Here is an 8,264-nt window from a genome sequence, read left to right as displayed (position 1 = left end):
GCCCGATCGTGTGCGACGAAGAAGGGCCGGGCCCGACCTTGTAGAACTCGTCGATCGTGGTGACGATCGGGCCCTTGGATTTCGCCACGACGTCCAGCTTCGGGTCGAGCGTCACCGGGGCCCCGCCCGGCGACTTGGCGGGGGTCTTGCTGATGTCGGCGGGCTTGCAGCCGGTGAGGGCCGCGATCGCCACGGCGAGGCTGCTGCGCATCATGAAGGCGCGGCGATCTGATCCGGGCGGTGGCTCGCTCGTATCCAATTGCGGAACGAGATTGGAATTCGCGACTTCGCTTGCCATCGCACTGACCCCTTTTGAAGGCATCAAGAGCGTGGAACGTCCGTTTTTAATCTCGGCCGCGGCATAGGGTGAAATGCCCAGTCCGGCTTCGCGTCTAACCCAGACCCAGTTTGGGGTTCGCAGTCAGGTGTTCTAGGGCCGATAACGGCCGCACCTCCGCCGACGGCGTCGGGGCCTTTGCAGGGCACTCGTCTTGTTCTCAGCGGCCATCCGAGGCTCGGCCAGGCGACCCGAACGGAGTCGTTAGGTACGAACGATCGCCCGTCGCCTCGTCGAGGACAGAAGCTGAGATCATCGCCTGGGTAAGGTCCTGCAGGCGCGGCATGCCCTCCTGCATCATGCGCTGGATCATGCCGACGAACAGCAGGTCCTTCTCCGGATCGATCCAGAACCAGACGCCGGAGGCGCCGTCCCACTGGTAGGTTCCACGGCCGACCGGCGAGCCCGCGAGCGCCGGGTCGTTGAACACCGCCCCGTTGAACGCATAGCCCCGGCCCGGCCCGATCCGCTGCATGCCGGCCACCACGCCCGCCGTCACGATCGCCTCGGGCAGATGATTGGCGGTCATCAGTTCGACCGATGCCTGCGACACCACTCGCACGCCCTCCAGTTCACCGCCGTTAAGCAGCATCTGGGCGAAGCGGGCATAGTCGGTGATGGTCGAATAGAGCCCGCCACCACCCGAGGCGACTTTGGGGACCACCCGTGGGTCACGCACGAACGCCGGGTGATCAAGCACCGTCAGTTCGGTCAGTCCGTACATGTGGTAGAGCTGCGCCAGACGAGGCAGTTTCTCCGTCGGAACCAGGAAGCCGGTGTCAGCCATGCCCAGGGGCTTGAAGATCACCTCGCGCATGAAGTCCGGCAGGCTCTGGCCCGAGAGCCGCTCGATCACGGCGCCCTGCAGGTCCATGCTCAGCGAGTAGCGCCAGGCGCTTCCCGGCTGATAGGCCAGCGGGACGCCGGCCACCCGACGCGCGAACTCGGCCAGACCATCGGCCTGCCAGATTTCGGCGGCGATATAGGCCTTGTCGGTGGCGTCGTGCGGGCCAAGGCCGATGCCATAGCCGAAGCCGGCGGTATGGGTCATCAGTTCGCGCATCGACGGCGGATGCTCCGGCGCCTCGCCGTTCGGCCCTCTGAGGGCGGCGAACTCCGGCAGGTGCTTGGCGATCGGGTCGTCCGGCGACCAGAGCCCACGGTCATAGAGCACCATCATCGCCGCCGCGGTCACCGGCTTGGTCATCGAGTAGATACGGTAGATCGTGTCGTCGGCCAGGGGCTCGCCGGTCGAGATGTCCTTCAGACCCTGGGTCGAGCGATGGACGATCTTGCCATGCCGGGCGACGAGGGTGGCGACGCCGGGAAGCTGGCCGTCGGCGACGAAGCCGGCGAGCGTCCGGTCGATGTGCGCGAGGCCCTCAGCGGAAAGGCCGACGCCCGCCGCCGCCGATGTCATCGGAGCTTTGTCCATGGGTTCCTCGTCAAGTCAGGATCGGGGCGGTGGACACGCCCAGCCGAGAATCGGCAAGGCCAACGTAGAGGCGCCACCGGCCGTTGAAGGCCACCAGGCCCTCGGCGAAGCAGACGTTGCCCACCTGGCCCTTGGCCTCCGCCGGATCGATGCGCAGGAACGGCTCCAGGGTCCGGCCGACCACGGCGGTCGGATCGGCGGCGTCAAACAGCATCTGGCCCGGTTGATAGGCGAAGGCGGGCGCGGCCGGGTCGCCGTCCTGATAGTGATTGGCGCCGTTATAGATCAGCACGATCCCCGCCTTGGTGAGCAGGGCCGGCGGACCGGGTTCGGTCAAAAGCGAGTCGAAGCGATGCCGCCGCGGTCCAGCCAAGGGCCGCAGCCCCTTCGGACCTGGCGGCCGTTCGATGCCCCACTGGCCGAGGCCGCCCTCAGAGCCGGGATTCCAGGTCAGGTAGCGCTCGGGCGCGAGATCCGTCTCCAGGGGCGACCAACGGATCAGGTCATCGGAGGTGGCGGCGTAGATCAGCCCCTCGCCCCAATACATCCAGTACTTGCCCTCGTGGCGCGCGGCGACGAGGCTGCCGTCCTTGAGCTCGGTCAGGACGGCGCCGGCCTTGGTGGGGCGGCGGACATAGGGACTGTGGGCGAAGGCGGGCCCATGCTTTGTCCAGACGCGAAGGTCCGGCGAGGTGGCGACGAACAGGCAGCCCACCTTGCCGTCGAAAGCCGTGTAGGTGCAGATGAACCCACCCTCGGGGGACTTCACGACCCGCGGGTCTTCGCAGCCGCCCGGCCACTCCCAGGCCTGCCAGCGGTCGTCGGCCGGGAAGAGGACGGGCTCGGCCTCCAACTGGAAGCGGACGCCATCGGTGCTCGTGGCCAGGCCGAGGCGCGAGGTTCCCGCATAGCGTCCGACGTTGTCCTCGGCGCGGACCAACAGGCAGACCTTGCCGTCATGGACCACGGCGCCGGGGTTGAACGCATCCTTGGACGCCCAGGCGATCGGCGCGCCCGCGACCGGGCAGTTGAACGTCACCGCTAGCCGGTCTTCCAGCACCCGTTCAGGCCGGGTGAAGGGCCCAAGTTCCCAGGTCATGACGCGCCTTGCGGCAAACTGGCCCGCGCCTGAAGGGCGACGAGCACCGCGGCGTGGGCTTGTCGATCAAGCCGGTAGAGCTGGTTGACCACCACAGCGGCCAGGGTGAGCAGCGCCGCGCCCGGCCCGTAGAACAGGCCCAGCAGGTTGACCATGGAAGCGGGTAAGGCGGCCGCAGTCCCACCGTGCTGGGCCAGGTCCGTTGGGAAGTGGATGACCTGCAAGACCAGGCCTGCGATCAACGCGCCCGCGCCACCGGCCGCTTTGCTGGCGAAGGCCCAGCCGGCGAAGAACAGCCCCTCGCGCCGCGCCCCGAACAGATATTCATGCTCGTCCGCCGCGTCGGCCATCATCGACGAAAACGCGATGGCGGCCGCGGCCATCAGACCGCCGCCGATGAAATTGACCCCCGCCAACACCAGGGTCAGTGGCTCGCCGGCGAGCGGCAGCAGGCCCGTCAGGCGCAGGGTCGCCGGGCCGCCTTGGGCGACCATCAGGCCGAGCATACCGGCGGCCAGGATAGTCCGCTTCTCGAACCGGCGCAGGAACGGGCCCGCCAACGGCGCGCCGGCCAGCAGCCCGCCGAACAGGCCCAGGGTGACCAACTGAGCCTGCGTGGCGTTCAGGCGCCAGAAGAAGGTGTTGGCGTGCAGGCCGAGCGCGGCGAAGACACCGAGCGCGATGAAGAACAGCAGCGCCCCGGCGAACAGGATCAGGAACGAGCGGTTGCGGAAGATTTCGCCCAGTTCGCTCACCAGGCTGCTCAGGAACCGACCGTCAGAAACCGCCGGCGGATGCTGCCGATCCCGCGTCAGATAAACCACCCGCAGCGCCAGAAGGCCGCCAGCCACGAAGATCGCCGCCAGCGACAGGGCGAAGGGCCCGTAGGCCGCCCGCGCGGACAGACCCGCCTTGCCGGTAAAGAACAGCCCGAACCCCAGGACCACTGCGGCCAGGGCCCCCGTTTGACCGACAGCCCAGCGCCAGGCCATGATCTCCGAGCGCTCGACATAGTCGTCGCTGAGTTCCGCTCCGATCGCCTGATAAGGGAGGATGAACAGCGACAGCGAGATGCGCAGGATGATCGACAGCGCCGCCATCCACAGGAAGAGTGGCAGTTGCCCAAGGCCGTGCGGCAGCGAGAAGATCAGCACGAAGGTGATGGCGATCGGCGCAAGGCCGCACATCATGAAGGGAAGCCGGCGTCCCAGCCGCGAACGCCAGCCGTCCGACAGCGACCCGATCAGCGGATCCATGACGGCGTCGACGATCATCCCCACTGAAAGGGCGGCCCCGGCCAGGCCCCCCGACAGACCGCAGACTGCGGTGGCGTAGAACAACAGGAATACCGACAAGGCGTTGTTGATGACGCCCTCGACCAGCTGGCCGGCGGAATATCCCAGCTTCAGGCCGAGGCCGACCTTGGCCTTGCGGACATTTAACGCCGGCGCCGAATCTGGTGTCGCCACCGTGGCGGATAGCAGGTCCGTCATCAGATCGCGCCGGCGCGCGCGATATCGCCCAGGTGGCGGGCGCTGGGCTTGGGCGTGCGGGCGAAGGTTTTCATGTCAACCGCGACCAGGCCGAAATGCTCGCCGTAACCCTTGGTCCACTCGAAGTTGTCGAGCAGCGACCAGTAGAGGAAGCTCTTCACCTCGATCCCGTCGTCGAGGCACTTCCTGACCTCGGCCAGGGCCGCGTCGATGTAGGCGATGCGCCGGCTGTCGTCATCCGTAGCGATGCCGCTCTCGGTCACGAAGATCGGCCGCCCAATTCGTTCGGCGGCGAAGCGGATCGTCCCACCAAGAGCCTGCGGATAGAACTCGTAGCCGGCGGCCGTGCGCTCGGCGCCTTTCGGCGGAGGCAGGCGGCCCTCGGGCCCGACGAGCACTCGGGTGTAGGTCTGCACGCCGATGAAGTCGCTCCGCCGGGCGGCCTCGAGCCACGGCCCATAGAGTCCCTCGATGACCGCCTCGGCAGCGTTGCCCTCGCCGACGCCCTGGACATCCTGCATGGTCAGAGTGAGGCCGACCGGGAAGTCTCCTGGACCTGCCTTCATGGCCGCTGCGGCCTTTTCGTGGGCGTCGACCATGATCGCTTCGGACGTCTCCACGGGCGCGAACAGCATCGAGGAGAAGCGCTGGGAGCCACAGGCCCTGGCGCACTCGCTCAGCATCGCGTCAATCGCCGCCTTCGCCTGTGGGCCGCGGATCAGTTGGCCGATCAGTCGCTGGATATTGGCCTCGTTGAAGGTCGAGGCGTAGCTGATCACATCGCCCAGGCGCGCGGTCGCCGTCTCGGCGAAGCGCGCGAACAAGGCCGCGCCATCGGCGACCTCAAAGCCGCCACGCGCGGCGAACCAGGCCGGCACGGTGAAATGGTTGAAGGTCACCATCGGCGCCAGGCCGTGCGCGTGGCAGGCCTCAAGCTGGCGGCGGTAGCGATCCAGTTCGGCGGCGGAGAACAGGCCGGGTTCCGGCTCGATCCGCGCCCACTCGATGCCGATGCGGTGACAGTTGAAGCCGAGGTCCGCGGCTATGGCGATATCCTCGCCGTAGCGGTTGTAGCTGTCGCAGGCGTCGCGCGACGGCTCGCGATAAAGGCTGTGGGGCACGTTCTCGCAGACCCAGGCGTCGGAGTTGACGTTGTTGCCCTCGCTCTGGTGCGCAGAGATCGCGGTGCCCCAAAGGAAGCCATCGGGCGCGGGCCGGCGGTTGGACGATGACACGATTGAACTCCCTAGGATTTCTGCTCGAGGGCCGGATAGAGGCGCTGCAGGACCTCCGCCAAGACGTTGATCGAGGCCTGGACCTCGTCATGATTGCGCATGAAGAGCGCCTCCAGCGCCAGACCCCGCGCAGCGGCGACGAACACCCGATGCACGGCTTCGCCGTCCGGCCGGTCATCGAGGCCTGCCGCACGGTGTCGCTCGACGATCCAGGCGTGCGACTCCGCGTCGATCTTGGTTTGCATCTCGCGCAGCCGATCGGCGAGTTCGGGGTCCGAACGTGACGCCAGCATGATTTCCATGACCGCGATCCCGGACGGCTGGCTGACCGCGCCCCACGTCGTCCACGGCAGCGACCGCAGCCAATCGAGCGGCGAGGCCTCGGCAACGGACTGGCGATAGTAGTCGGCGTCCTTGCGAAAGACGGCGCGCACAACGGCGACCATAAGATCGGCTTTGGCCGGGAACTGATGGGTCATGGCCCCGCGGCTTACGCCCGCCGCCTTTGCGACCTCAGTCACAGTCGTCGCGCCATAGCCCAGACGATGCAGGCAGCTTATGGCGGCATCGATCAGCCTGGACCGGGTTTCGGCGCTGCGTTGCGCCTGCGGACGGCGGGGCGGTCGCTGGACCTCATGGGCGATCGGCGATGTCACGCCGGCCTCGGCCTCGCGCGCCCGGGATTTCTCGGTCATGGCCCTCGCCAAGCTTCCGTCGTTCCATCCGTGCGGCCAATGCTCGCCGGCAGCGGCAGCTTTATAGGTTCTGACTTCCAGAACGTATAGTCTGTTTGTATCATCCCTCGATGCTTAAAGACCGATATGTGCTGGCGGGTATCGAGACCGGCGGGACGAAGATCCTGTGCCGGGTGACCGATCAGGATGGCGCCGTCCTCGTAGACGCGAAATTTCGGACCTCGACCCCCGGGGTGGCTCTGCGGGATATCGGGGGCTGCATCGAAAGCGTCCAGGGAGCCGGGGCATTGCGGGCGGTCGGCCTGGCGAGCTTCGGCCCGCTCATCGTCAATTCAGCGGATCCGGACTACGGACGCATGCTGCAGACAGCCAAGCCGCACTGGACCGATTCCAACCTCAGAGCTGAACTGGCGCACCGACTTGGCGCGCCGGTGGCGCTCGAGACCGACGTTGGCGCGGCGGCCTTGGCTGAACAGGCCGAGGGCGCCGCGGTCGGTGTCGAGGTCGCGGCCTATCTCACCGTGGGCACGGGGATCGGTGGCGGCCTGGCGATCAGTGGCCGCACCCTGCAAGGCGCATTGCACCCTGAAGTGGGACATTTGAGGATCTATCGGGCCGCGGATGATCACCTTCCGAGCGTCTGTCCGTTTCACACCGATTGCGCCGAAGGCCTGGCGGCCGGCCCCGCGATCGCAAGGAGACTGAAGCCGGGCGAAACGCTCGCCGATCGTACCGATGTGTGCGCTCTCGTGAGCGACTACCTCGGGCAACTCTGCGCAGCTCTGGTGCTCGCATGGTCGCCGCAATGCATCGTCCTGGGCGGGGGCGTCATGTCGACGCCACGCCTCGTGAAGGACGTCGCAGCGGCGATGCGCAGGCGCCTGGGCGGCTATGGGCCGCCCGCCGCGCGGCTGGACAACTATGTCCGGCCAGCCGCCCTGGAGAATGCCGGACTCACCGGCGCCCTCGCCTTGGCGCGCGCCGCTGCCTGCGCGGCGCCGCAGGCGGACGACACGCGCTTTTCCGATCTCCCGACAGCAGCGGCCTGGTTCCAGAGCTGGATGTCGGACAACGCCCTGCCCCTCTGGTCGACGGTTGGCGTCGATCCGGCGACGGACGTTTTTGAGGAAGCCATCGCGCTGACCGGGCCGCGTCTCGCGCTGCCGCGACGCGCGCGGGTTCAGGCTCGGCAGGTTTTCGTATTCGCGACGGCCGCCAGGCGCCAGCCCACTGCCGAGCGTTGGCGCGGGACCGCGCTCCGCGGCTTTTCGGCCTTCATCGATCGCCACAGGCTGGCGGATGGGACCTTTGCGAACCTGGTCAGGGAAGACGGCTGCATTCTTGATTCGACCGCGCCGACCTACGAGCAAGCGTTCGCGCTGCTGGCGATGTCGTCCATAACCGCTCTCAAGGGCGCGCCGCCGAATATGGAAGCCGATGCGCTCCGACTGCTCGACACGTTGGCGCCACGACGCCGGGCCGACGGCGGGTTCGCCGAACTCGGCGTCCGGCCGTTTCAGGCTAACGCCAATATGCACATGCTCGAGGCGGCCATGGCCTGGGAAACGACCGGTCGGGACAAGACCTGGGCCGCCGTATCGGATGACATCGCGACGCTGGCGATGAGCCGCTTCATCGATCCTGACGCCGGCGTCCTTCGCGAATTCTTCGACGAAGACTGGCGCCCCCTTCGGGGGGAGGCAGGCCTGATCGAACCGGGCCACCTCTTCGAATGGGCCTGGCTGCTGCACCGCTGGGGCGCCCGCCGTGGGGTGGCACACGCCCACGCCGCCGCCCGAAAGCTCTTCACGCTGGGAAAGCGCGGGATCGACGAAAGCCGCAAGGTCGCGGTCAATTCTCTTTGGGACGACCTTTCGGTCCGGGACGCCTCGGCGCGGTTATGGCCCCAGACAGAGTATTTGAAAGCCGCTTTAGCCCTCGGCGAGACGGCTGACGCCCTCATCGCCTGC

Annotated in this window: 7 protein-coding genes; 1 reads left to right on the top strand and 6 read right to left on the bottom strand. The window is 67.4% G+C overall.

Features of this window, described 5'->3' with window-relative positions:
* The 6 genes from VGI62_RS08700 to VGI62_RS08675 all read right to left on the bottom strand — a co-directional run.
* Window positions 1–298 (bottom strand): hypothetical protein (locus tag VGI62_RS08700; protein ID WP_331504083.1); only part of this gene is annotated, 298 nt, incomplete at its 3' end.
* Between the two features lie 199 nt (window positions 299–497).
* Window positions 498–1,772 (bottom strand): serine hydrolase domain-containing protein, encoded by a 1,275-nt coding sequence (locus VGI62_RS08695; RefSeq protein WP_331504082.1) that lies wholly within the window; start codon window positions 1,770–1,772, stop codon window positions 498–500.
* A 10-nt stretch (window positions 1,773–1,782) separates the two neighbouring features.
* Window positions 1,783–2,871, bottom strand: coding sequence for a glycoside hydrolase family 130 protein (locus VGI62_RS08690; protein WP_331504081.1), 1,089 nt, complete (start codon window positions 2,869–2,871; stop codon window positions 1,783–1,785).
* On the bottom strand, window positions 2,868–4,364 hold the full coding sequence (locus VGI62_RS08685; RefSeq protein ID WP_331504080.1) for an MFS transporter: 1,497 nt from the start codon (window positions 4,362–4,364) through the stop codon (window positions 2,868–2,870). Before VGI62_RS08685 ends, VGI62_RS08690 begins: the two co-directional genes overlap by 4 nt.
* The gene (locus tag VGI62_RS08680) at window positions 4,364–5,599 is read right to left on the bottom strand and encodes a glycoside hydrolase family 1 protein (RefSeq protein ID WP_331504079.1); all 1,236 of its coding nucleotides are present in this window, start codon (window positions 5,597–5,599) and stop codon (window positions 4,364–4,366) included. Before VGI62_RS08680 ends, VGI62_RS08685 begins: the two co-directional genes overlap by 1 nt.
* A gap of 11 nt (window positions 5,600–5,610) precedes the next feature.
* Window positions 5,611–6,294: a TetR/AcrR family transcriptional regulator gene (locus tag VGI62_RS08675; RefSeq protein WP_331504078.1), complete on the bottom strand. Its 684-nt coding sequence runs from the start codon at window positions 6,292–6,294 to the stop codon at window positions 5,611–5,613.
* Window positions 6,295–6,404: 110 nt separating this feature from the next.
* Between VGI62_RS08675 and VGI62_RS08670 the strand changes: the two genes are divergently transcribed.
* A partial coding sequence (locus VGI62_RS08670) for an ROK family protein (RefSeq protein ID WP_331504077.1) occupies window positions 6,405–8,264 on the top strand: 1,860 nt, incomplete at its 3' end.

Source organism: Phenylobacterium sp. (genome assembly GCF_036495085.1).
GTDB lineage: Bacteria > Pseudomonadota > Alphaproteobacteria > Caulobacterales > Caulobacteraceae > Phenylobacterium.
The sequence above is the reverse complement of the archived record's forward strand: the minus strand, read 5'-3'. Positions and strand labels throughout refer to the sequence as shown.

Bases quoted from the DNA above. Each gene is read 5' to 3' on its own strand.
- VGI62_RS08685 (WP_331504080.1), bottom strand. From the start codon at position 4,364: ATGACGGACCTGCTATCCGCCACGGTGGCGACACCAGATTCGGCGCCG.
- VGI62_RS08675 (WP_331504078.1), bottom strand. From the start codon at position 6,294: ATGACCGAGAAATCCCGGGCGCGCGAGGCCGAGGCCGGCGTGACATCG.
- VGI62_RS08695 (WP_331504082.1), bottom strand. From the start codon at position 1,772: ATGGACAAAGCTCCGATGACATCGGCGGCGGCGGGCGTCGGCCTTTCC.
- VGI62_RS08690 (WP_331504081.1), bottom strand. From the start codon at position 2,871: ATGACCTGGGAACTTGGGCCCTTCACCCGGCCTGAACGGGTGCTGGAA.